The following is a 23,732-nucleotide window of genomic DNA, read 5'->3' on the forward strand; positions in this document are numbered from 1 at the left end:
AGCATCAGTCGCGTGATCCGTGTCACAGTTCCTTTTGAACGGGAGTTTGGCCATGGCTTTGAAAGAACTCACCCCGCAGGAGCGTTCCGACGCTTTGGAAAAAGCTGCCAAGGCACGGGCTACCCGTGCCGCAGCCAAGGAACGGCTCAAGCGGGGTGAGGTCAGCATCGCCGAACTGATCTCATCGGGCGCCACGGATGAGGCCATAGCGCGGATGCGTGTCATCGAGCTGCTTGAGGCACTCCCGGGCATTGGCCCTGTCCGGGCCGCCGCGATCATGGCCGATATAGGTATTGCGGGATCGCGGCGGATCAGGGGCCTGGGAATTCACCAGGCCCGCGCGCTGGTAGATTTTATGGATACCCAACAAAGCGATTGACGCATCTCCCCGAAGGAATCCGTGAGCACGAAACCTGGACTGACTGTCCTTGCAGGCCCAACTGCTGTTGGCAAGGGAACCGTATCCACCTACATCAGGGACAACTATCCAGAGGTTTGGCTGTCAGTATCAGCCACCACCCGCGCGGCCCGGCCCGGCGAGAAGGATGGCGTCCACTACTTCTTCAAGTCCGCCGAGGAGTTCGATTCCCTCATCGCGGACGGTGAATTGCTGGAGTGGGCAGTGGTCCACGGACACAACCGCTACGGCACATTGCGCAGCACCGTCAACGCCGCCATCGCCGAGGGCAAGTCTGTTCTCTTGGAGATCGACCTCCAGGGTGCACGCCAGGTCAAGAAAGCCGTACCGGATGCCAATTTCGTCTTCCTGGCACCCCCGAGCTGGGACGAAATGGTCCGGCGCCTGGTGGGCCGCGGCACCGAAACTCCCGACGAACAGCAGCGCAGGCTGGAAACCGCTAAACTGGAACTTGCTGCTGAACCGGAGTTTGACCACACCGTCATCAATGACGACGTTCGCCGGGCAGCGGACGAGCTTGTTTCACTCATGGGGCTTACCCCGCACCAGCGCTAAGCGCTTGCACTTGTCGGCCCGCTAGAATTTGGAGATTTCGTGTCCACGAACCTTGAAGGCATCATCAACCCGCCGATCGACTCGCTGCTTGAGGCTGCCGATTCCAAGTACGGCCTGGTGATCTTCGGCGCCAAGCGTGCCCGTCAGATCAACGCCTACTACGCCCAGCTCCACGAGGGCCTCTTCGAGTACGTCGGCCCCTTGGTCGACACCAAGCTGAACGAGAAGTCGCTCTCCATCGCCCTGCGCGAGATCAACGAAGGCCTCCTGGTCTCCACCCCGATCGAGCCCGCAGAGTAAGACAGACTGCCTGTTGACGGAGGTCACGTGCGCATAGTCCTCGGAGTCGGGGGAGGGATCGCAGCCTACAAGGTTGCATCGCTCCTCCGGCTTTTTACTGAAGCCGGCCACAAGGTAACCGTCATCCCAACGGAGGCAGCCACCCGATTTGTGGGCGTGGCCACCTGGGAGGCGCTCTCCGGCAATCCCGTCAGCAACAGCGTTTTCGACGATGTCGAGAAGGTCAACCATGTCAGGCTCGGCCACGAAGCCGATCTGATCGTCGTTGCACCGGCTACCGCCGACCTCCTGGCCAAGGCGGCAACGGGACAGGCGGGGGACCTCCTGACGAACACCCTCCTGATGGCCCATGGCCCGGTCCTCTTCGCGCCGGCCATGCACACGGAAATGTGGCAGCATGCAGCCACGCAGGCGAACGTCGAAACCCTGCGAAGCCGTGGCGTGACCGTCCTGGAGCCAGCCAGCGGCCGGCTCACCGGAGCGGACTCCGGCCCTGGAAGGCTGCCGGAGCCGGAGGCGATCTTTGATGCCGCCATGGCGCTTGCAGGCACTGAGGCGTCAGCTGCCGCGCGTGTCGGAGCTGGTCCTTTGTCAGGACGGGTCGTCACCATTTCTGCCGGCGGTACCCGCGAAGCGCTTGACCCCGTCCGGTTCCTCGGAAACCGTTCCTCGGGCAAGCAGGGCGCGGCCTTGGCTGCCGCTGCCCTTGGGGCCGGTGCCACTGTGAGATTCCTCGCAGCGCACATGGACGTCGAGCCGCCTGCCGGCGTCGAACTGGTCCGCGTCGAGTCGGCCCTGGAACTGCGCGAGGCGGCGCTTCAAGCGGCAGCTGATTCCGACGTCGTCATCATGGCAGCTGCCGTTGCGGACTTCCGCCCCGCGGATGTTTCGGACACCAAAATCAAGAAAGTCGACGGCGAGGATGCCCCGCTGGTGCGCCTGGTGCGCAATCCGGACATCCTCCATGAACTCGTGGAACGGCGCAATGCCGCGGGTGGCCGGCAACTCATCGTAGGTTTCGCCGCGGAAACAGGCGACGCCCAAGGCGATGTCCTGGAGCATGCCACCGCCAAGCTCAAACGCAAGGGCTGTGACCTCCTTGTGGTCAACCAAGTGGGCGTGGGCAGGGTCTTTGGACAGGATGACAATTCCGTGGTCATCCTCTCCGGCCACGGGGCCGAACCCCAATCGGCCTCCGGCTCCAAGGCCGATGTCGCGTCCGCCGTCGTCGACCGCGTCGGCGCGGAACTGGCCAAGGTGTTTCCCGCACCCTAGCTGCCGGCGACGCAAGCCGAAGCAAAGAACACTTAGCATAGGGACACACGGCAAATGCCTCCGCCCCGTAACCCAGTAAGGTGGTCGAGTGACTTTACCGCTTCACCATGAACACCATGGCACCCCGTCCAAGCTCCGGCTCTTCACTTCCGAGTCGGTCACCGAGGGACACCCGGACAAGATCTGCGACCAGATCAGCGACTCCATCCTTGACGCGCTGCTGGCTGCAGACCCCGAGTCGCGCGTGGCCGTTGAAACCATGGCCACCACCGGCCTGGTGCACGTGGCGGGTGAGGTCACCACCGACGCCTACGTGGAGATTCCGCAGATTGTCCGCGAGACCATCCTCGGCATCGGCTACGACTCTTCTGCCAATGGCTTCGATGGCGCACGGTGTGGCGTTTCCGTTTCAATCGGCCAGCAGTCCAACGACATCGCCGGGGGCGTGTTCAACTCGCTGGAGGCCCGTGAAGGGCGCCAGGAAGACGACTATGACCTTCAAGGCGCCGGCGACCAGGGCATCATGTTCGGCTATGCAAGCGACGAGACCGCCTCCTACATGCCAACGCCCATCTGGCTGGCGCACCGCCTGTCCGAGCGGCTTACCGAGGTCCGCAAGAGCGGTGAACTCGCATACTTGCGGCCCGATGGCAAGACCCAGGTCACTGTAGGGTACGACGGCGACCGGCCGGTTTCCGTTGAAACGGTGGTCATTTCAAGCCAGCACGCAGAGGATGCGAGCCTGGAACAGTTGCGTGCCGATCTGGCAAGCCACGTCATCGATCCTGTCCTGGCGGCATCCAACCTTGACCTCTCCCGTGCGGCGAACATCCTGAACCCTGCCGGCGCCTTCGTGATCGGCGGACCCGTGGGTGACGCCGGATTGACCGGGCGCAAGATCATCGTTGACACCTACGGCGGATTCTCCCGCCACGGCGGCGGTGCCTTCTCCGGCAAGGACCCGTCCAAGGTGGACCGTTCCGCGGCGTACGCCATGCGCTGGGTCGCGAAGAACGTGGTGGCCGCGGGCCTTGCCAAACGCGCCGAAATCCAGATCGCCTACGCGATCGGGCAGGCGCGGCCGGTTGGTACCTACGTGGAGACCTTCGGCACGGAGACTGTCGATCCCGCACGAATCAGCGAGGCCATCAACGAGATCTTCGACCTCCGCCCGCGTGCGATCATCGACGCCTTGGACCTCAAGCGCCCTATCTACGCCAAGACGGCAGCCCACGGCCACTTCGGTCGCGACGAGCCTGACTTCACGTGGGAACGCCTGGACCGTGTAGCGGACCTCAAGGAGTTCTTCAACGCCTGACCTCCGGCGCCGACGCTGATTGCCTTAATGTCGGTGGCCCGTGATTGGCTTGAGCCAGAGATGCCCGCAGTGGGTCGATCCCACTGCGGGCATCCTGCGTTTGACCGGCCGACAGGCAGAACTGACCACAGGATGGAGGTGGAGTACATGGCGGAACAGGATATCCAGCCGTCCTTGCTGCAGCCTTCGTTGCTGCAGGGCTTTCCGGCGAAGCCAGCAGTCAAGGGGCCGCCACTCGCCGCCGTTGACCCGGTGGCGCAGGTGGTCCTGGAGTCTCCCTTGCCGCACCTGGACCGGACCTTCGACTACGCCGTTCCCATCGAGCTCGCAGGGACGGCCGTCCCCGGTGTGCGGGTCAAGGTGAAGTTCAACGGGCAGGAACTGAATGGCTATGTTGCCGAAAGGCGGCAAGTCTCCGACGCGGGGCATGGGCTGATCCCCCTCCACAAGGTGGTGTCACCGGTGGCGGTGATGACACCGGCCATCAGCCGCCTCGCCGCCGCGGTGGCTGCCCGCTATGCCGGAACCCTCAGCGACGTCCTGCGGACGGCTATCCCGCCACGGGTAGCGAAGGTGGAGAAGGAAGCTTTGGAGAGCCCGGAGCAGGATGTCACCGCAACCGCCCCGGTAGTGGACGCCCGGTCTTGGACCTCCTACACCAACGGGACGCCGTTCCTGCGGCACCTGGCCGCGGGCGGCACGCCCAAGGCCGTGCTGACCGCGCTCCAGGGCTTCGGTCAGGATGGTTGGCCGGCCATGCTGGCCTCGGCCGTGGCTGCTGTCCGCAGTTCCGGCCGCGGCGCCGTGGTGGTAGTTCCGGACTACCGGGACCTGGAGCGACTGGAAGCGGCGCTGGCGGAGGTCTTGCCCGCCACCGATATTGCACGTTTGACCGCCGACGACGGTCCAACGCCACGGTACCGGAACTTCTTGAGGCTTCTGGCGGGCCAGGCGGGAGTGGCCATCGGAACCCGCTCGGCCGCCTACGCTCCAGTGCGCAATCCCGGGTTGATGGTGTGTTGGGACGATGGCGATGACCTGCATATCGATCAACGGGCGCCGTACGCGCACACGCGCGAGATCCTGTTGCTGCGCTCGGAACAGGAAGATACCGCCTGCTTGCTGGCATCGCATAGCCGCAGCACCGAGCTGCAACGGCTCGTGGAGCTTCAGTGGGCGGTGCCCATCGAGGCCCCGCGGGGAGCCATCCGCGCCACGGCGCCGCGGGTCCTTAACACCGCAGACAGCTTCGAGCAGGAACGCGACCCCTTGGCGCGGGTTGCCCGCCTTCCCGGGGCGGCCTGGAAAGCCGCGAAGGAAGGCCTGGAACGGGGCCCGGTCCTGATCCAGGTGGCCCGGGCAGGCTACGCTCCGTCCCTGGTGTGCCAAACGTGCCGCGAGCCTGCCCGTTGCAATGTATGCCAAGGCCCTTTGGCAACATCCAGCGGCTCAGCCCTGCCGGCCTGCCGCTGGTGTTCAACCCCGGCTCCGCAGTGGCGTTGTGCGCACTGTAACGGCGTCCACCTGAGGCGCGGTGCCACGGGTGTCATCCGGACCGCCGAAGAACTTGGCAGGGCCTTTCCCGGGCACGCAGTCATTACCTCATCCGGCGAACACATCAAGGCAACCGTGCCGGGATCGCCCGCTTTGGTTGTGGCCACAGTGGGTGCCGAACCGGTAGCCCAGGACGGTTACGCGGCGGCGTTGCTCCTCGACGGGAATTCCCTGTTGCGCCGCGAAAACCTGCGGTCCGGCGAGGACACGGTTCGCCGGTGGTTCAACGCGGCCGCCCTGGTGCGTCCAGCGGGCCAAGGAGGACTGGTAGTCATCACCGCCGACGACACCACGGCTACAGGGGCCCTGCTCCGATGGGATGCTCCGGGTTACGCGTCCCGTGAACTTGCCCTGAGGAAAGAGCTGCAGTTGCCTCCGGCAGTGCGGGTGGCTTCAGTCACCGGCCCTCGGACTGACGTCGTGTCTTTTTCGGAAACACTGGCCGCCGCGCTCAATCGGGCAACAGATTCCTTGCGGAGCGTTGGTCCTGCCCCGGTGCAGCTGAACGGCGCCGGTGCATCGGAGCCCGACGCCGATGTCCGCACGCTTTTCTTCATCCCGTATGGTGAAGCTGCCGTAGTCACCCAGGCGATGCGCGCGGTCAAGGCCGCCAACGCCGCCAAGCGCATGCATGGGCCAGTCCAGTTGCGGCTTGACGGAGTGGATGTCCTCTAGGACTTGGACGGACCTGTGGGAAGCGTCAGGATTTCCGCGCCGGTCTCTGTAATGGCGATGGTGTGCTCTGTGTGGGCCGTCATGCAACCCGTGGCGCTCCGGAGGGTCCAGCCGTCGGCATCGGTCACGAGCTTCGCCGTGTCCTGCATCACCCACGGCTCAAGGGCCAGCAGCAGTCCCGGACGGAGCTCGTAGCCGCGTCCCGGCCTGCCGGTATTGGGAACGTGTGGGTCCTGGTGCATGGTTGATCCGATGCCGTGTCCACCGAACTCGACGTTCACGGGGTAGCCGGCGTCTTTGAGGACCGAGCCGATCGCGTAGGACAGATCGCCGATCCGTGCCCCGGGACCCGCGGCTGCAATGCCCGCTGCGAGGGCACGTTCTGTCGCGTCGATCATGGCCAGGCTTCCGGGACTCTCCGAGGCGCCGACCACGAAGCTGATGGCCGCGTCTGCTGCGATTCCGTTCTTCGTTACCGCGAGGTCCAAAGTGAGGAGGTCGCCGTCGGCAAGCGCGTAGTCGTGGGGCAGGCCGTGGAGCACTGCGTCATTGACGCCGGTGCAGATGTAGTGGCCAAAGGGACCCCGGCCAAACGAGGGGGCGTAGTCGACGTAGCAGGATTCGGCCCCGCCCTCGACGATCATGTCCTTGGTCCAGCGGTCGATGTCCAACAGGTTGGTGCCAACTGTCGCCCTTTTCTTCAGGGCGTGAAGGATGTCGGCAACCAGTGCGCCGGTGACTTTCGCTTTGGCCACTTCGGAGGGGCTCATGATTTCAATCATTGGTGATCTTTCGCTTTTGGGGCATTGCGCTTGCGCAGGGTGACGGCTTCCTCCGCTGCGGCAAGCAACTGCCGTGCGGATTCGTCCCATTTGAAATCGGCGGCCCGTTCAACGGACCGGCGTGACCGATGCTGCCACAATGTGTCATCGTCCAAGGCAGCTACGGCCGCGGCAAAGTCATCGGGGGACCCGGGATCCACGTAGCTGGCGGCGTCAGCACCGACTTCCCGGAAGATGGGGATGTCGCTCGCCACCACCGGCGTTCCCAAGGCCATCGCTTCCACTAGCGGCAGACCGTAGCCTTCAGCACGGGACAAACTGATCAATGCCGTGGCCCTGCGCAGGAGCTCTTCGTATTCGGCGTCGGTGACCCCGTTGTGGAACTCCACCTTGGCGCCGTCCGGAATCAGTGTTTCCAGTTCCGCCCTGCGCTGGGAAGTGATACGGCTGAGCAGGTGCAGGGTGTAGTCGGGGAGACCGGCCATGCCGCGGATCATGGTCTCCACGTTCTTGTACGGCATGAACGAGCCCATGTAAAGCAGGGACTTGTCCGCGCCGCCTGCCGGATCCCGCGGCGTCTGTCCCGGCTGCGGGGCGTTGCCGACAATCCGGACAGGGCGTCGCGTAAGCCGGTACTTCGCCATCAACGCCTCGGTGGTCCGGCTGATGGTGGCCACCACTTCGGCCCGGTTCAGCAGCACGCGCTGCGGCCAGAATGCCTTGTGGTAGAGCCTCCACAGCAGGCGGACCGGCGCCGGAAGGAAGCCCGGGGGAGCAGGGTGCTCATAGTAGATGAGGTCGTGGAGGGTCAGGATCAGGCTGTACTGCCGACCCCACGAGCCCATGGTCTGCATGGGGCACACCACAACATCGGCGCCCAGTGGATTGACTTTCCGCGCCACGAACAGCTCCATGGGGGACAACGGGCTGTTCACCAGGACCCACGGAACATCGGGCAACAGCGCAAGCTGCCTTTTGTCATTGATGAGCATGGTCACGTCGGCGATCTTCGCGGTCGCCGCGATGAGGCTTGAGCCGTAGCGGCTGATGCCGTCGTGGTGGTCTGTCCTGGTAAAGCGGGCGTCGATGACGATTTTCACGCGGGATGTTCCTCCAGGAAGGTTCGGATGGAAGCAGCTGCCGGTTCGGGCGTTTCGTAGTGGATCAGATGCCCTACGCCGGGAATCACTTCCAGCGTCCCGTCCGGCAGGCGTTCCAGCAGTTTGTGCTGGTTGGGCAAGGTGGCGATCTCGTCCTTTTCGCCGGCGACCAGCAGCACAGGGAGGTTGAGCTGTTCAGCCACGTCCGCAACGGTGCCGGAGACGGAGGCCTTGAACGATTCCAAGAGGCTGTTCCGATCGGCAAAGGCGCTGAAGTAGGCGTCGTGTTGGCCGTGGATGAAGCGTCGCAGCTGCTTGTCCTTGGTCTTGGCCATGGTGATGCTCATGATCCGGACAATGGCGCGGTTCCGCAGGATGGCAAGGCCCAGGGGCCGGGGAAGTTTGGCGGAGATCTGGTAGTAGAACACCGCCAGCTTGGTCATGACGCCTTTGGGTCCCTCCAAGGCCGGCGCGGCTATGGGATTGACCAGCACCAGGGGAGTCACCGCGCCCGGATGGCTGGCAACGAAATGGCTTGCCACGATCGAACCGAAGGAATGTCCAAGAAGGACGGTTTCCGGTCCCAGATCCAGGGCGGCCATGAAGCCTTCAATGAAGTGACCGTAACGCTCTACGCTGTGTTCGTCGTCCACGAATGGCTCGGAGCTGCCGAATGCCGGGAGGTCCGGCATGATGACCCGCATCTCCGGGAGCAGGTCGGCCACCCGCAACAAGCCGTGGTGGTCGCCCCGGAATCCGTGGATGACCAGGATGGTCCGTGTCTTGTCGGTTTCCCTGACTGGCTGGTACGTCCAGTAGGCCACCGTGCTGCCATCGACGTCCACATCGGAAGCGGCTGTGCGGGCTGCCAAGGACTTGCTGAAGAATTCGACGGGGGCCTGTGCACCCCCAACGGGATGCGCGGTGTCCACTTTTTCCATTCAGTTATTCCTAATTCACGTTATCCGGATGCGAGCCCGTCCGGTGATGGCGTTCCAGGCCCGCCATGCCGTCCAGGTCCTCGCCGTCCAGTTCGAAATCGAAGACGTTGAAGTTCTCCTTGATGCGTCCGGCCGTGCTGGCCTTCGGGATGACCAGGTTCCCCAGCTGCAGGTGCCAGCGAAGGATGACCTGCGCGGGAGTCCTCTTGTACTTTTCCGCCAGGGCAACTATTGCCGGATCCCCGAGGACCTGCCCGCGGCCAAGGGGGCTCCATGCCTCAGTCCGGATGCCGAGCTGACTGTGCAGTGTCCTGAGCCGGGCCTGCTGCAGCCACGGATGCAGTTCCACCTGGTTCACGGCGGGGACCACTTCTGCGGACTGCATGAGCTGTTCAAGATGGTCCGGCTGGAAGTTTGATACGCCAATGGCCCGGACCTTGCCCTCACGGTAAAGGGTCTCCAAGGCCTTGTACGTCTCGGCGAACAGTCCACGGGCCGGGCAAGGCCAGTGGATGAGGTACAGATCCACGTAGTCCAGGCCAAGGTTGGCCATGGAGGTGTCGAAGGCGCGGAGCGTCGCATCGTAGCCATGGTGGTCGTTCCAGACCTTGGTGGTAACGAAAACGTCCTCGCGGGTCAGCGCGTGGACAGATTCACCGGAGCCGCCCGTGCCCAGGTTGGCGTCCCGCGCATCGCCGATGGCCCCGCCGATCGCCCGGCCCACGCCGACTTCGTTTCCGTACATGGCTGCGGTGTCGAAGCGCCGGTATCCTTCCCCCAGTGCAGTACTGACCAAGGCGTCGGCATCAGCCGGGGGGACCTTGTACAGGCCATAGCCCATCTGGTCCATCATGACGCCGTTGTTCAGGCTCAGCCGTGCCGGGAATCTCATAGCAACGACTCTACCCATTCCGGGGCGGATTGCCTTAGGAGTGGCCAGTGAAACTCACCAGCCTCCGCGCAGATGCTTCATCGAGGATCAGGTCCGTAGCCAGCCCGGCAGCCAACGCCCCCTGGAGCCCATTGATCTTCGAAGCACCGGAGACCACGCAAATCCGGCGCCTGACCTGGCGCAGTTGTTCGTGGCTGGGGCCGGTGGACCGTTCGTTCAAGGTGATGCCGTCCGATGATCCGTCGCTGCGGAAGAAGACCGTGGCAACGTCGCCCACCACGTCGTCCTCTGCCAGCGCCACCAGGTCCTGCTCATCGAGGTACCCGCCGGCGTAGACGTGGCTGGGGTAGTCGGAGTCCACTGAGCCCACGCCGAAGATGGCGATGCTCATGCGGGCCTGCACATCGAGGATCCGCTGCACGCTGCGCTCGTTCCACATGGCCGTCTTGGTTGCGGCGTGGTCGAAGAACGCCGGAACGGGGAATTGCTCCACCCGTGCACCGTAGGCGCTTCCGAAGCGCCGCATGATGTCGCTGGCGTAGGTAATACCGGTGGTCTGCATGTTTCCAGCCCCATTCAACTGCACCACGATGCTGTCGTGCGTTACCTTGCGGGTGAGGTGCCGGCTGACCGCGCTCAAGGTCGCTCCCCAGGCCACGCCGATGATGGCGTTCGAGTCCACCACGGGGCCAATGGTCCGGGCTGCCTGCATGGCAACGCGGTCCAGGGTCTCGGCTTCGTTCAAGGTGTCCAGTACCGGAACAACGTGCACGTCCACTCCGAAGCGGTCGCGGATCTGGCTCTCCAGTTCGGGCGCCGTATCAAAGGGGCTCCTGATCTGGACCTGAACCAGGCCGGTTTCCCGGGCCGAGGACAACAGCCGGGAAACCGTTGAACGCGAGGTCCTCAACTCACGGGCGATCGCGTCCATGGTCAGGTCCTGGAGGTAGTACATCTGTGCGGCCCTCAGCGCGTCCGAATGGCGTGATCGTCCCATCTCATTTCCTTGCTGCACGTTTGTGCAAATAGCTTGACTCCATTTTCCACCTTCGCCAGATTAGTGGTGAAAGGTGCAGCGGCGGGGAGCGCCACGCACGAACCAAGCCCAAGGGAGCAGTTTTGGGAAACAGGATTTCCGGTACCTCGTCCGAGGCACATCGGCGTGAATCGACAGCGGCCTTGAAGGAGCGCCCCTCAGCCCAGGTACTCATCATCGGTGGCGGCATCAACGGAGTGGGGACGTTCCGGGATCTGGCACTGCAGGGCGTGGACGTGGCACTCGTGGAACGCGGAGACTACTGCCAGGGTGCCAGCGGCGCGTCGTCGCACATGATCCACGGCGGTATCCGCTACCTGGAAAACGGCGAGTTCCGCCTGGTGAAGGAATCCGTGGTGGAACGCAACCGCCTGCTGCGGATCGCACCCCACTACGTCAAGCCGCTCCAGACCACCATCCCGATCTTCAGCACCTTCTCCGGCATTCTCTCTGCCCCGGTGCGCTTCCTGACACACAAGCAGGGAAAGCCGAAGGAACGCGGCGCTTTCCTCATCAAGCTCGGTTTGGGCATTTACGATTTCTTCTCCCGCGATGGCGGCAGTGTTCCGAAGCACCAGTTCCATGGCCGCGACAAAGCCCTGGCTGAGTTACCGCACCTGCACCAGGGCATCAAGTACACCGCCACCTACTTCGACGCTTCCGTGCACAACCCGGAGCGGCTCACGCTGGATGTCCTCCAGGACGGCGAGAAGGCAGGACACGCGGCAAGCGGAGCAGCAGGGGGCAGCGCCCGTGCCAGCAACTATGTTTCACTGGTCTCCATGGGGGCCAACGGGGTGCGGCTTCGCGATGAGCTGACCGGTGGGGAATTCGATTTCCAGGCAGATGTCATCGTCAACACCACTGGTGCGTGGGTGGATCTCACCAACCAGGCCATGGGTGCTGCCAGCACGTTCATGGGCGGCACCAAGGGATCGCACATCGTCCTGGACCACCCGGAACTCCTCGCCGCCTGCAACGGCAGGGAAATCTTCTTCGAGCACACTGATGGCCGCATCGTCCTCATCTACCCCATGGGCGACCGCGTGCTCGTGGGAACCACCGACGTCGACGCGGACATGTCCCAGGATGCGGTGTGCACGGAAGAAGAGGTGGACTACTTCTTCGACTTGGTGGGCCACGTCTTTCCCACCATCGTCGTGGACCGCAACCACATCGTCTACAGCTTCTCCGGCGTCCGTCCCCTCCCGCGGCATGACGCCACCCAGCCCGGCTTCGTCTCCCGGGACTACCGGATCGAACGCTCGGTCCGCACCGGCGAAGGCGCGGCGGCGACGCCAAGCGGCAAGGCCGCCGTCATACTGAGCCTGGTGGGCGGCAAGTGGACAACTTTCCGTGCGCTGGCCGAACACATGACCAACGATGTCCTCCGGGAACTCGGCAAAGAACGCAAGGTCTCGACGGCGAAACTCGCCATCGGCGGTGGTGCTGGCTTCCCCGTGACCGCCCAAGGCGAACAGGAATGGATCAAGGAGCACATGGGACCGGGCCTGGACGCCAGCCGCGTCGAAGGGCTCTTGACCCGCTACGGCACCCGCGCCGGGGAAGTCATTGCTTTCCTGCAGGCCGGCGAGGACGCCCCGCTGCGGTCCACCCGCGAACTCAGCGTCAGGGAACTGGAATTCATGGCACTGAACGAGCAGGTAGGGCACTTGGTTGACGTGCTGGTCCGCCGCACCTCGCTCGCTTTCCGAGGCCTGGTCACCGGCGAACTGCTCAATGAGATTGCCGAGGCGCTTGCTGGTCCCCTCGGTTGGGACGCGACGAAACGGCAGGCGGAAGTCCGCCTCGCGCAAGAGGTCCTGCACCGATACCACAAGGTCAACGTGCACAGCCTGGTGGACTGAAAGCCACCACCGGAACGGCACCGGCGACGGTGCCGTTCCAACGGCCCCTTCCACCCGCGAGGGGGCTGATAACAGAAGAATGAGGAGTCAAAGATGTCTCTTGGAATTGTTTTCCTTTCCGAAGTATTCGGAACCATGATGCTGACCCTTCTGGGTTGCGGCGTTGTGGCCAACGTTGCGCTCAAAGGCACCAAGGGCAATAACGCTGGATTCTTGATGGTGACCTGGGGCTGGGGAATTGCGGTCTTCGCGGGCGTCTTTGTGGCCGCAAAGTCCGGGGCCCATCTCAACCCCGCCGTCACCCTGGGCCTGCTCGTCAAGGGCAGCAGGGAATACGCCCCCGACGTCGCAGTCACGTTTGGATCCACGCTGACCTACTTCGGCGGCGAACTCCTGGGCGCTTTCCTTGGTGCCGTGGTGTGCTGGCTCGCGTACAAACAGCACTTCGACGCCGAGCCCCTCCCGGCCAACAAGCTGGGCACCTTCTCCACCGGCCCTGCCATCCGCTCCACCCCGTGGAACCTGATCACCGAAATCATCGGCACCTTCGTGCTGGTCTTCGTGATCCTGACCTTCGGCGGTACGCCTTCGGGCCTTGGACCTTTGGCCGTGGCCCTGCTCGTTGTCGGCATCGGCGTTTCGCTCGGCGGACCCACAGGCTACGCCATCAACCCCGCACGTGACCTGGGCCCGCGCATTGCGCACGCGGTCCTCCCCATCCAGGGCAAGGGTTCCAGCGACTGGGCCTATTCCTGGATTCCCGTAGTGGGACCCCTTGTTGGTGGCGCCCTCGCCGGCCTCGTGGCCGTCTGGGTTCCGGACATCATGCCCGCCGTCGCCGGCTGATCCCTTTCCATACAGGCAATACCCAACCACCCAACCACAGACAAGGACGTCACCATGAACCAATACGTCATCGCCATTGACCAGGGCACCACCAGTTCCCGCGCCATCGTGTTCGACCACGCGGGAACCATCGTTTCCACGGGGCAGATGGAACACGAGCAGATTTTCCCGCAGGCAGGATGGGTGGAGCACAACCCGGCCGAAATCTGGGACAACACCCGCGAGGTCATTGCCTCAGCCCTCTCCAAGGCGAACCTGACACGGCACGATATTGCCGCCGTCGGCATCACCAACCAGCGCGAAACCGCGGTGGTCTGGGACAAGAACACCGGCGAGGCCGTCTACAACGCGATCGTCTGGCAGGACACCCGGACCCAGCCGATCGTCGACGAACTGGCCAAGGACGGGGGAGTGGAGCGGTTCAAACAGAAGGTAGGCCTGCCGCTGGCAACCTACTTCTCCGGGACCAAGATCAAGTGGATCCTGGACAACGTCGAAGGAGCGCGGGAGAAGGCCGAAGCGGGAGACCTCCTCTTCGGAAACACCGACGCCTGGGTGCTGTGGAACCTCACCGGCGGGACCGATGGGGGCGTGCACGTTACCGATGTCACCAACGCCTCACGCACATTGTTCATGGACCTGGAGACGCTTCAGTGGGACCAGGAGATCCTGGACATCTTTGGGGTTCCGGCCTCCATGATGCCGGCCATCAAGTCCTCCTCCGAGGTCTACGGCCAGGTCCACACGTCCCAGTTGCTCCGGGAAACCCCGGTTGCCGGCATCCTGGGCGACCAGCAGGCAGCCACGTTCGGCCAGGCGGCTTTCCAGCCCGGCGAAGCCAAGAACACCTACGGCACCGGCTGCTTCCTGATCTTCAACACCGGCGAGGAGATCGTCCACTCGAAGAACGGTTTGCTGACTACGCTCGGCTACAAGCTCGGAGACCAGAAACCGCATTACGCACTGGAAGGGTCCATCGCTGTCACGGGCTCGCTCATCCAGTGGCTCCGGGACAACCTCGGCATGATCAGTTCGGCCCCGCAGGTGGAAGAACTCGCCGCCGCGGTGGAGGACAACGGTGGCGTGTACATCGTGCCCGCCTTCTCCGGCCTCTTCGCCCCGTACTGGCGTGCCGACGCGCGCGGCGCGATCGTGGGCCTTACAAGGTACGCCAACAAGGGGCATATTGCCCGGGCAGCCCTTGAAGCCACGGCTTTCCAGACCCGCGAGGTGCTGGACGCTGTCAACGCGGACTCCGGCGTGCCGCTCACCGAGCTGAAGGTCGACGGCGGCATGGTCGCCAACGATTCGCTCATGCAGTTCCAGGCGGACATCCTGGGCGTGCCGGTGGTCCGGCCGAAGGTCATTGAAACCACCGCCCTCGGTGCGGCCTACGCTGCCGGCCTGGCTGTGGGATTCTGGAACGATCTCGGCGAGCTGAGTGCCAACTGGGGCGAGGACAAGCGCTGGGAACCGCAGTTGGATGCGGCGGAGCAGGAGCGGCAGTTGCGGTTGTGGAAGAAGGCCGTGACCAAGTCCATGGATTGGGTGGACGAAGATGTGAAGTAGTTCAAAAAAGCGGCCGATGACTCCCGCCTGTACGCTTCGAGGTGCCCACCACACCATGGCGGGGAGTCATCGGCCCCTTTTTTGACGTGGGGCGCCGTGCCGCCAACCATGTTCTGTCGGTGAGTGGAATGATGATGGTGCGCTATTGTAGATCTATGCGTGCGAACCTTCTGCTTAGTTAGCCGCCCGGCAATCTTCGCCGTGCGGCCGCCCCTCCATTGTCGAGGGGCTTTTGTGTGTCCGGGGGTTTTGAGCTCCTGGGATCGCGCGACAACAGCAGAAGGTAATTCCGCCATCGAGAACAGAAGAGGGCAGCAGTGAGCGTTCAGCCGGAGACAGAAACCGGAACAGCACAGGCAACGGCAGCCGGAGCACCCGAAGAGGGCGTCTACAGCTTCGCAGCCATGGAAGGCAAGTGGCCGCAGGTCTGGGACGACCTCAAGGTGTTCACCCCCGTTGATGACGGTTCGCGGGAGCGCCGCTATGTGCTGGACATGTTCCCCTACCCCTCGGGCGACCTCCACATGGGCCACGCCGAGGCTTTCGCCATGGGCGACGTCGTGGCGCGCTACCTCCGGCAGAAGGGCTACGACGTCCTGCACCCGATCGGCTGGGACTCTTTCGGCCTGCCCGCTGAGAACGCAGCCATCAAGCGCAATGCCCACCCCAGTGAGTGGACCTACGCCAACATCGATACGCAGGCCGCGTCCTTCAAGCGCTATGCCATTTCAGCCGACTGGTCCCGCCGCCTGCACACGTCCGATCCCGAGTACTACCGCTGGACGCAGTGGCTGTTCAAGCGGTTCTACGAACGAGGGCTGGCCTACCGCAAGGACTCACCGGTCAACTGGTGCCCCAAGGACCTCACCGTGCTGGCCAACGAACAGGTGGTCAACGGTGCCTGTGAACGCTGCGGCACTCCCGTCACCAAGAAGTCGCTGAACCAGTGGTACTTCAAGATCACGGACTACGCCGATCGCCTGCTCGAAGACATGGACCAGTTGCAGGGCCACTGGCCCGAACGGGTCCTTGCCATGCAGCGGAACTGGATCGGCCGCTCGGAAGGCGCCCACGTCCGCTTCGTCATTGAAGCCGAAGGAAGCCGCCCGGAACGTGAAGTCACGGTCTTCACCACCCGGCCGGATACCCTGTACGGCGCAACTTTCTTTGTTGTCGCAGCAGACGCCCACCTGGCACTGGACCTGGTCACCCCGGAACAGCACGACGAACTCATGGCGTACCGCGAAAAGGTCAAGGCGCTCTCGGAAATCGAGCGCCAGTCCACAGAGCGGGAAAAGACCGGTGTCTTCACTGGCCGCTACGCCATCAACCCGCTCAATGGCGAAAAGCTGCCCGTGTGGGCGGCGGACTACGTCCTGGCCGACTACGGGACGGGCGCCATCATGGCTGTTCCGGCACACGACCAGCGCGACCTCGATTTCGCCAAGGCCTTCAACCTGCCTGTCCGTGCCGTACTGAACACGGGCGAGGACGATCCTGCGGAATCCGGCGTAGCCACCGCAGGCGAAGGCACCCTGCAGAACTCCGGTGCGCTGGATGGCCTGAGCAAGGCAGAGGCCATCCCGGCTGCCATCGACATCCTGGAAAAGCAGGGCACCGGTGAGAAGTTCGTCAACTTCCGCCTCCGTGACTGGCTGCTGAGCCGTCAGCGGTTCTGGGGCACGCCGATTCCGATCATCCACTGCGGTGAATGCGGCGAAGTGCCGGTACCGGACGATCAACTGCCCGTCAGGTTGCCGGAGGACTTGCGTGGTGAGGCCTTGGCCCCCAAGGGCACATCCCCACTGGCCGCCGCCGTCGAATGGGTCAACGTCGAGTGCCCCAACTGTGGCCGCGCCGCGCAGCGCGACACGGACACCATGGACACGTTCGTGGATTCGTCCTGGTACTTCCTGCGTTTCGTCTCGCCGAACTTCACCGAAGGTCCGTTCGACCCCGCGAAGATCAACGACTGGATGCCGGTGGGTCAGTATGTGGGCGGCGTGGAGCACGCCATCCTGCACTTGCTGTACGCCCGTTTCTTCACCAAGGTCATTAAGGACATCGGCCTGATCGAAGCCAACGAGCCCTTCAGCGCCCTGCTCAACCAAGGCCAGGTGCTCAACGGCGGGAAGGCCATGAGCAAGTCCCTGGGCAACGGCGTGGACCTCGGCGAACAGCTGGACAAGTTCGGAGTGGACGCTGTCCGCCTGACCATGGTCTTTGCTTCTCCGCCCGAGGACGACGTTGACTGGGCTGACGTTTCGCCCGCCGGGTCCGGCAAGTTCCTGGCCCGTGCATGGCGCCTTGGCCAGGACGTCACCAGCGAACCCGGCACCGATCCGGCCACGGGCGACCGCGCCCTGCGGACCGTGACCCACAAGACCATTGCCGACGCCGCGGAACTGCTGGACAACAACAAGTTCAACGTGGTTGTCGCGCGCCTCATGGAGTTGGTCAACGCAACGCGCAAGACCATCGACTCCGGCGCTGGTGGAGCCGATCCCGCGGTCCGTGAGGCCGTTGAGGCTGTTGCCGTGATCCTCAGCCTCTTCGCTCCGTACACTGCGGAGGATCTGTGGAACGCCCTTGGCCACCCTGCCTCCGTGGCCAATGCAGGTTGGCCCGCACACGACGAGTCCTTGCTGGTCCAGGAAACCGTCACTGCCGTTGTCCAGGTGCAGGGGAAAGTCCGTGACCGGCTGGAAGTCTCCCCGGACATCAGCGAAGACGAACTGCGTGAACGCGCGCTGGCTTCGGAAAACGTCCAGCGCGCTATGGACGGCCGTGGCATCCGCACCGTTATCGTGCGGGCACCTAAACTGGTGAACATCGTTCCTGCCTAGCGGGGATTGTGCGGCCGCCGGCACTGTGCCGGCGGCCGGCCATCATCTTTGGAGGTTGCGTGCCTGAGCGAGAACCACCCGCGTGGATGTGGCTCAAGGAAAGAGTGGCGCGCCTCCGGCAACCAGCGGCACCGGTTCCTGTCGCTGAAGAGCCGCTGGCCGCCGTCGTCAGGACTGCCGTGGTCACCGATTCGGCAGCCGCGTTGCCCGCCGACTGGGTTTCCGCCTTCACGGCCGACGGTCGTTTGGCTGTTGTTCCCATGCCCGTGATGGTGGGCAACGAAATCTACGGTGAGGGTGAAGACGACATCACCCAGACGTTGTCGTTGGCACTTGCCTCTGGCGCCTCGGTAAAGACCTCACGGCCATCGCCCGGCCAATTCGAGCAGGCGTACCTGGCAGCCCAACGTCGTGGATTTGAGGCAGTAGTCTCCATCCACATCTCATCCGAACTGTCCGGAACCGCCGATGCGGCCCGCCTGGCTGCGGCCCGCGTGACGATACCCGTGGAAATCGTTGATTCCCGGACAGTAGGAATGGCGCAGGGGATGGGTGTTCAGAGCGCGGTGGTTGCCGCGGCCGACGGCCGGGGAGCTGCCGAGGTCCGGGAATTCGCCGTGGAGCGCATGGACCGCACCAAGGTCTACTTCTACGTCCCCAGCCTTGAGCAGCTTCGCCGCGGCGGCCGCATCGGTGCCGCCGCTTCGCTCCTGGGAACGGTGCTTTCCATCAAGCCGATCCTCGCCGTCGACGGCGGCAAGATCGTCCCGCTGGAAAAGGTCCGGTCCGCCGTGAGGGCCATCGCCCGATTGGAAGAGATCGTTGCCGCCGATGTAGCGTCCCGCGCGGCCGGACAGGCCCGCCTCGCCGTTCACCACTTCGGGAATCCAGCCGAGGCAGAGTCACTTGCCGCACGGCTGGCCGAAAACTGTCCCGGTTCTCCGCTTGCCCAGATCAGTTCCCTCCCTGCTGTCCTTGCCGCACACGCCGGTTTGGGTGTGCTGGCCGTCATTGTGGGAGAAAGCAGCACGCCGGGCAATTGACGGCTTTATCCACATAGTCCCGGTGGGCAACAGCGCCCGTTCGGACCCGGCCATAGGCTCGATTCATGCCACGCCGGACCCAGGACGCCTCGTCCGACGCCGCAACCGCGGCGTTCAGGCGGCGGCTGTCACGGCATGTCCGGCCCGCTGCGCAGACTGAACCGCTGCTGGCGCTTGCGGTGGATGGGCAGGACTCCGACGGCGGTGATGGTGCCGCGGTGCCGACGGCCGTCCCTTCCCGTTTCCGGTGGCGGAGCCCTCGCGCCGTGGTGTTCGTGGTCGCTGCGGCCGCCGTAGTGGCGGCCGTTTGCTTTGTCTGGCAAAACGGACAGGACCAACCATCGATCGAACCGCTCGCCCCCGCTGCAAGCTCCGAGGCAGCAGTTCCCGGCGGGGATGCCGGACAAGACCCGGCGCCCGCTGAGACGGTGGTCATCCACGTCGCCGGTGCCGTGCAAAAACCCGGAGTGGTCTCCTTGCCGGAGGGCAGCAGGGTTTTCCAGGCCATTGACGCGGCCGGGGGTGCGGCCCAGGATGCCCGTCTTGACGGACTGAACCTGGCCGAAGTGGTGGCTGACGGGGCCAAGATCGTGGTTCCGCGCGCCGGGGATACGCCCGTCCCGCTTCCAGGGCAGGAACAGCCTGAACCCTCCGTCGGAGGTGCCGCCATGCCGGGAGGTTCGGCGAAGATCAACATCAACACCGCCAGTGTCGAGGAGCTCGGCACGTTGCCCCGCGTAGGACCCGTCATGGCGCAACGCATCGTGGACTGGCGAAAGGACCACGGCCCCTTCACCTCCGTAGAGGAATTGGACGCGATCGACGGCATCGGCCCCAAACTCATGGAATCGCTCAAGGGCCTTGTGACGGTGCAGGGTGGTTGAGTCCGACGGCGGAACCCCGGCCAGGCGGCTGGACGTGCGCCTTGTCCCAGCAGCCCTCGCAGCCTGGGCGGCCGCCTTGGCGGGAACGATGGCTCCCCAGCCGTGGCCCGCCACGATCTGCGTTTTGTTGGTACTGGGTGCCTTGGGGTTGATGGTATCGGGACGGAAACGCCGACGCCTGGGGAAGCGGGCACGGACCATGTCGTCAACCTTCGCGCTGGCCTGCATTGCCGGCGCCGCCGTGGCCCTGCACTGTGCCCTGGACACGGCCGGGCGGGAGCACGGTCCGCTTGCCTCCGCTGTCGCCCGGAGTGATGGAGTGGTCATCACCATCCGCGTTACCGGTGCTCCGGCGGCGCTGTCGGTTCCAGGGCATTCCGGCGAAAGCCGCTGGTCCGTCCCGGCACAAGTGGAACACTTCACGTCCCAGGGCAACACCGTGACAGAATCGGCCGCGGTGTTGGTCATCGGTGGGGAGGCCTGGGGGCGCGTGCAGCCGGGACAATCGCTGAGAACCACAGGAACCCTCCGGGAAGGCAAGCAGGGCAAGCCCGAAGCCGCTGTCCTGTCCGCGTCAACGGCGCCCGTGCTGGTGGCTGATTCCTATGATCCCCAACAAACCGCGGCCCGGGCCCGGGAGCAATTCCGCAAAGCATCGGCTTGGTTGCCTGCCGACGCGGCAGGCCTGCTGCCGGGAATGGTTACCGGCGACACCTCCGCGTTGCCCGAGAGCCTCGAAGCGGCCATGAAAACTACGGGCATGACCCACCTGACCGCGGTCAGCGGTGCAAACTGCAGCTTGGTCCTGGGTGGATTCATCCTGCTGGCCCGGACCTTCCGCCTCCCGCGGCCCGTCGCGGCGATCAGTGGAGCTGCGGGTCTGTCGGCCTTCGTGGTCCTCGTCGGACCGGATCCAAGCGTCCTGCGTGCTGCGGTCATGGGCACGGTGGGGCTGGCGGCCCTCACCGCTGGGCGTCGTGGCAGGTCACTGTCATATCTCTGCATCGCGAGCACCTCGCTCCTGCTCGTTGACCCAACCCTGTCTGTGTCTTTTGGCTTCCTGCTCTCCGTCCTGGCCACCCTCGGTATCGTGCTGCTCGCCGGCCGCCTGGCGTCATGGTTTCCGGCATGGGTTCCCTCGTGGTTGGCCACGGGCATCGCCGTTCCACTGTCCGCGCAGATCATGTGTGGACCCGCCATCGTTGCTCTGCAGCCCCAATTCTCGCCCTACTCACTCGTGGCCAATGTGCTGGCTGGGCCGCTCGTAGCTCCAGTCACCATCCTCGGAACCATCTCGGTGCCGTTGGCTTCGGTGTCCTGGCTGGCTGCGGCTCCCGTGGCCGTGGCCGGGACCAGCGCCGGAATGGTGGCAGCAGTGGCACGGTTTTTCGCTTCCCTGCCGGGTGCAGTGATGCCTTGGGCGGAGGGGCCGGTGGGGATCGCGTCAATGCTTGCCTTCTCCGCGCTTGCCATCTTGATAACGTGGAGCCTGCTCCATCCGGCGGGCTTCCTCGTCGCGGTGCTGACCTTCCACAGCAAAACCATGAAGTGCCTGGAATACCTGGAGCGACGTGCCCCGCGCCGGGCTGCGCTGCGGGGTGGCGGTCGACGCCATCAGCGCCAACGCCGCGGACATGGCAGACTTAAACCCTGCGCAAACCCGTCCGGAAGGAACCACCAGTGGCTGCTGCCCAAAACACCCGGGCCAAGAACATCCCGGCCAACAACGCCGGGTGGCGCGACGCGACGCCTGCCCCCGTAGTGCTGGTCACAGGACCTGAAGAGTACTTGGGAATCCGTGCGATGGACCGCATCAGGTCCCTGGTCCGCTCCTCAACCCCCGACGTTGAACTGACCAGGCTCAACGCGGGATCCTATGAGGGCGGCTCCTTGGCCATGACGGTAACCCCGTCGCTTTTCGGTGAAGGAAAACTCGTTGAGGTCGAAGGCCTCGAGTCGATGAACGACGCCTTCCTGGCTGACGCCCTGAAGTACCTCCCGCAGCCGGAGGAGGACGTGGTCCTTGTCCTGCGGCACGCCGGGGGAGTCCGGGGCAAGAAGTTGCTCGACGCCGTCAAGGCCGCGGGCTGGCCTGTGATCGACTGCCAGCCGCTCAAGAAAGACGCCGACAAGACGGCCTTCGTGGTGGCGGAGTTCAAAGCCGGTGGGCGGCGGATCGAGGGCGAGGCGGTGCAGGCCCTCGTCAACGCGGTGGGAGCCAATCTCTCGGAGCTTGCGGCCGCCTGCAACCAACTCATCGCCGACGCCACCACTGCCGTCACCGCGGAAACGGTGGACAAGTATTATGGCGGTCGCGTCGAAGCCACGGCATTCAAAGTAGCGGACGCGGCCATGGCGGGAAATGGTCCGTTGGCCCTCTCCACCCTGCGGCATGCGGTGTCCACCGGAGTAGACCCCGTTCCCTTAGTAGCGGCACTGGCGGCCAAACTGCGGACCATCGCAAAAGTGGCAGGCGCCAAGGGGTCCTCAGCCACCATCGCGAAGAACCTGGGCATGCAGCCTTGGCTCGTGGAGCAGGCGCAGCGGGATGTCCGCCGTTGGACTCCCGAAGGGCTCATCCGTTCCATCCAGGTCATTGCCGAGGCCGACGCCCAGGTCAAGGGTGAGTCGAGGGATCCGGTCTACGCCGTGGAGCATGCCGTGACGGTCATCTCGACGTCCGCCCAACGCAAATGAGGACGCTGTCATTGGGCAGGGCGTTGGGCTGGGCCTTGGGCTGGACTTAAGAGCCAGGAGGCCGGCACCCGTGGGTGCCGGCCTCCTGTTCAGCTCAGTCGAACTGGAAAAACCTTAGAGTGCGTTGACCTTCTTGGAGATCGCCGACTTGCGGTTAGCAGCGTTGTTCTTGTGAATAACGCCCTTGCTGACAGCCTTGTCCAGCTTACGGCTGGCAGCAGCAAGTGCAGTTCCAGCAGCATCCTTGTCAGCAGACGCAACGGCGGTGTTGACGGCGCGGATGGCCGTCTTCAGCTCGGACTTGACTGCGTTGTTGCGCAGGCGAGCCTTCTCGTTGGTGAGGATGCGCTTCTTCTGGGACTTGATATTAGCCACGTATGAACTCTCTTTTTAATGCGGAAATGGTCTAGAGGGTTGTCAGGTTGGCCATCGACTGAGCGGCGTGGGGATGCCTATGGCAGCCAACCATGTGTGGCCGTCGACCTGCACGGACACACAGCTATAAAGAATAGCAGAAAGACGGGCGAACTGCGGAACAGGCCTCAGTTCCTGGTGGATTGCCCGTGCAGGGCCCGTGCTACCTCACCAAAGGCGGCTTTTCCGAGTACCGCACCTTCGCGCCGGACGACGCCCGGATCCAGCCGGATGACGCGGTCCACTTTGACCTCGCTGGGACGGCCCTGGCGGTCCCACGGGCCTGCGCCGATGTCCACGTAGTCGTCCGCCCGCATCCCGTTGTCGTGGTCCTTGGACGTCAGCATCAGTCCGAGAAGCCACTTTCCGTCACGTCCCACCAGCAGCACGGGCCGGTCCTTGCCCTGCGTGTGGTCCTCCTCGTACGGCACCCAACTCCATACGATCTCGCCCGGATCCGGCTTCCCGTCCGGTTTGGGGGAATAGCGTGCTGTGACCCGGCCATGGTAGTCGCCGGGATAAACGCCTTGCGGACGTTCGACGCCGGCGGGCTGGCGCTGCTGCCCCGTGGACGCACGCCGCTGTGGGGTACCGCTGCGGGGAGCGGCTTTGGTGCCGGCACCTCCCAACGCCTTGAGGGAACGAAGGATGAAGGTGCCGAGGGGTCGCAAGTCCAAAGCCATGGGACAAAGCTACCCCTTGACCACGGCGTGCGTCGG

At 64.3% G+C, this 23,732-nt stretch carries 21 protein-coding genes; 14 read left to right on the plus strand and 7 right to left on the minus strand.

Annotated elements, in window-relative coordinates; all coding sequences use genetic code 11:
- Nucleotides 1–52: 52 nt before the first annotated feature.
- From mihF to ACIPV6_RS01740, 6 genes are all read left to right on the plus strand, one after another.
- Nucleotides 53–379, plus strand: coding sequence for an integration host factor, actinobacterial type (gene mihF / locus ACIPV6_RS01715; RefSeq protein WP_400269239.1), 327 nt, complete (start codon nt 53–55; stop codon nt 377–379).
- 21 nt (nt 380–400) lie between these two features.
- Nucleotides 401–973 (plus strand): guanylate kinase, encoded by a 573-nt coding sequence (gmk, locus tag ACIPV6_RS01720; RefSeq protein ID WP_400269240.1) that lies wholly within the window; start codon nt 401–403, stop codon nt 971–973.
- Nucleotides 974–1,012: 39 nt separating this feature from the next.
- Nucleotides 1,013–1,273, plus strand: a complete 261-nt coding sequence (gene rpoZ / locus ACIPV6_RS01725) for a DNA-directed RNA polymerase subunit omega (RefSeq protein ID WP_017197559.1) — start codon at nt 1,013–1,015, stop codon at nt 1,271–1,273.
- 27 nt (nt 1,274–1,300) lie between these two features.
- Nucleotides 1,301–2,548 (plus strand): bifunctional phosphopantothenoylcysteine decarboxylase/phosphopantothenate--cysteine ligase CoaBC, encoded by a 1,248-nt coding sequence (gene coaBC / locus ACIPV6_RS01730; RefSeq protein ID WP_400269241.1) that lies wholly within the window; start codon nt 1,301–1,303, stop codon nt 2,546–2,548.
- 88 nt (nt 2,549–2,636) lie between these two features.
- Nucleotides 2,637–3,866 carry a methionine adenosyltransferase gene (gene metK, locus ACIPV6_RS01735; protein ID WP_400269242.1) on the plus strand — a complete coding sequence of 410 codons (1,230 nt, stop codon included), beginning with the start codon at nt 2,637–2,639 and terminating at the stop codon, nt 3,864–3,866.
- A gap of 147 nt (nt 3,867–4,013) precedes the next feature.
- A complete protein-coding gene (locus ACIPV6_RS01740) occupies nt 4,014–6,095 on the plus strand; it encodes a primosomal protein N' (protein WP_400269243.1) in 2,082 nt (693 codons plus the stop codon).
- Here ACIPV6_RS01740 and map read toward each other — a convergent pair.
- The 5 genes from map to ACIPV6_RS01765 are packed head-to-tail and all read right to left on the minus strand — an operon-like array spanning nt 6,092 to nt 10,807.
- Nucleotides 6,092–6,877, minus strand: a complete 786-nt coding sequence (gene map / locus ACIPV6_RS01745) for a type I methionyl aminopeptidase (RefSeq protein WP_400269244.1) — start codon at nt 6,875–6,877, stop codon at nt 6,092–6,094. The two genes, ACIPV6_RS01740 and map, sit on opposite strands and share 4 nt — an antisense overlap.
- Nucleotides 6,874–7,977 carry a glycosyltransferase family 4 protein gene (locus ACIPV6_RS01750; RefSeq protein WP_400269245.1) on the minus strand — a complete coding sequence of 368 codons (1,104 nt, stop codon included), beginning with the start codon at nt 7,975–7,977 and terminating at the stop codon, nt 6,874–6,876. The genes map and ACIPV6_RS01750 overlap by 4 nt, the downstream gene beginning before the upstream one ends.
- On the minus strand, nt 7,974–8,918 hold the full coding sequence (locus ACIPV6_RS01755) for an alpha/beta fold hydrolase (protein WP_400269246.1): 945 nt from the start codon (nt 8,916–8,918) through the stop codon (nt 7,974–7,976). Before ACIPV6_RS01755 ends, ACIPV6_RS01750 begins: the two co-directional genes overlap by 4 nt.
- A gap of 10 nt (nt 8,919–8,928) precedes the next feature.
- Nucleotides 8,929–9,810: an aldo/keto reductase gene (locus ACIPV6_RS01760; RefSeq protein ID WP_400269247.1), complete on the minus strand. Its 882-nt coding sequence runs from the start codon at nt 9,808–9,810 to the stop codon at nt 8,929–8,931.
- A gap of 34 nt (nt 9,811–9,844) precedes the next feature.
- Complete coding sequence (locus ACIPV6_RS01765; protein ID WP_400269248.1) at nt 9,845–10,807, minus strand: sugar-binding transcriptional regulator; 963 nt, start codon at nt 10,805–10,807, stop codon at nt 9,845–9,847.
- 122 nt (nt 10,808–10,929) lie between these two features.
- Here ACIPV6_RS01765 and ACIPV6_RS01770 point away from each other — a divergent pair, with 122 nt between their 5' ends.
- The 8 genes from ACIPV6_RS01770 (at nt 10,930) to holA (ending at nt 22,599) form a co-directional block, all read left to right on the plus strand.
- Complete coding sequence (locus tag ACIPV6_RS01770; RefSeq protein ID WP_400269249.1) at nt 10,930–12,714, plus strand: glycerol-3-phosphate dehydrogenase/oxidase; 1,785 nt, start codon at nt 10,930–10,932, stop codon at nt 12,712–12,714.
- 93 nt (nt 12,715–12,807) lie between these two features.
- Complete coding sequence (locus ACIPV6_RS01775) at nt 12,808–13,560, plus strand: MIP/aquaporin family protein (protein WP_400269250.1); 753 nt, start codon at nt 12,808–12,810, stop codon at nt 13,558–13,560.
- A gap of 54 nt (nt 13,561–13,614) precedes the next feature.
- Complete coding sequence (gene glpK / locus ACIPV6_RS01780; protein WP_400269251.1) at nt 13,615–15,129, plus strand: glycerol kinase GlpK; 1,515 nt, start codon at nt 13,615–13,617, stop codon at nt 15,127–15,129.
- Nucleotides 15,130–15,446: 317 nt separating this feature from the next.
- Nucleotides 15,447–17,975, plus strand: a complete 2,529-nt coding sequence (leuS, locus tag ACIPV6_RS01785; RefSeq protein WP_400269252.1) for a leucine--tRNA ligase — start codon at nt 15,447–15,449, stop codon at nt 17,973–17,975.
- An 8-nt stretch (nt 17,976–17,983) separates the two neighbouring features.
- Nucleotides 17,984–19,018: a DegV family protein gene (locus ACIPV6_RS01790; RefSeq protein WP_400269253.1), complete on the plus strand. Its 1,035-nt coding sequence runs from the start codon at nt 17,984–17,986 to the stop codon at nt 19,016–19,018.
- Between the two features lie 65 nt (nt 19,019–19,083).
- Nucleotides 19,084–19,902 (plus strand): helix-hairpin-helix domain-containing protein, encoded by an 819-nt coding sequence (locus ACIPV6_RS01795; protein ID WP_400269254.1) that lies wholly within the window; start codon nt 19,084–19,086, stop codon nt 19,900–19,902.
- On the plus strand, nt 19,895–21,664 hold the full coding sequence (locus ACIPV6_RS01800; RefSeq protein ID WP_400269255.1) for a ComEC/Rec2 family competence protein: 1,770 nt from the start codon (nt 19,895–19,897) through the stop codon (nt 21,662–21,664). Before ACIPV6_RS01795 ends, ACIPV6_RS01800 begins: the two co-directional genes overlap by 8 nt.
- On the plus strand, nt 21,583–22,599 hold the full coding sequence (gene holA / locus ACIPV6_RS01805) for a DNA polymerase III subunit delta (protein WP_400269256.1): 1,017 nt from the start codon (nt 21,583–21,585) through the stop codon (nt 22,597–22,599). The genes ACIPV6_RS01800 and holA overlap by 82 nt, the downstream gene beginning before the upstream one ends.
- A gap of 114 nt (nt 22,600–22,713) precedes the next feature.
- Here the strand turns inward: holA and rpsT are convergent, their stop codons facing one another.
- A complete protein-coding gene (gene rpsT, locus ACIPV6_RS01810; protein ID WP_347107561.1) occupies nt 22,714–22,974 on the minus strand; it encodes a 30S ribosomal protein S20 in 261 nt (86 codons plus the stop codon).
- A 167-nt stretch (nt 22,975–23,141) separates the two neighbouring features.
- Nucleotides 23,142–23,696 (minus strand): type II toxin-antitoxin system PemK/MazF family toxin, encoded by a 555-nt coding sequence (locus ACIPV6_RS01815; RefSeq protein WP_400269257.1) that lies wholly within the window; start codon nt 23,694–23,696, stop codon nt 23,142–23,144.
- Nucleotides 23,697–23,732: the final 36 nt, after the last annotated feature.

The sequence above is a fragment of the Paenarthrobacter sp. NPDC089988 genome (assembly GCF_044748465.1).
In the GTDB taxonomy this organism is placed as follows: Bacteria; Actinomycetota; Actinomycetes; order Actinomycetales; family Micrococcaceae; genus Arthrobacter.